Here is a 438-nt window from a genome sequence, read left to right as displayed (position 1 = left end):
AGCCTTATGGTTTCTAGATTTACTGAGATAAAAATCAATCGTGTTCCCTTGAGAATCAACGGCACGATATAGGTACAYCCATTGTCCTTTTACTTTTATGTACGTTTCATCTACTCTCCAGGAGTCATTCGTTTGTTTGAGATGACGTCGAATTCGCTTATCTAACTCCGGCCCATATTGATGGACCCACCGCATAATCGTTGTATGAGCCAAGGATAGYCCTCTTTCCTCCATCATTTCTACCAAATCACGAAAACTAAGATTGTACCGTAGGTACCAACGTACAGTTAATAGAATAATATCTGGCTGATAGTGCTTCCATTTAAACAAAGTTTCCTTTTTCATACTGATCACACACCCTTTTGTAGAGTAATAGTATCAGTATGTCCAAGATTTACAGATTCATTGCACAAGTGTTATACTTTTGGCACCAGAACC

The 438-nt window shown here is 38.8% G+C and carries 1 pseudogene; it reads right to left on the bottom strand.

What is annotated here, in order from left to right:
- Nucleotides 1-345: pseudogene (locus tag AC1DJR_RS33530) on the bottom strand (IS6-like element IS240C family transposase); the annotation flags it as partial.
- Nucleotides 346-438 lie beyond the last annotated feature (93 nt).

The organism is Bacillus sp. 05T31 (assembly GCF_056396725.1).
This window is presented reverse-complemented; position numbering and strand designations above follow the sequence as displayed.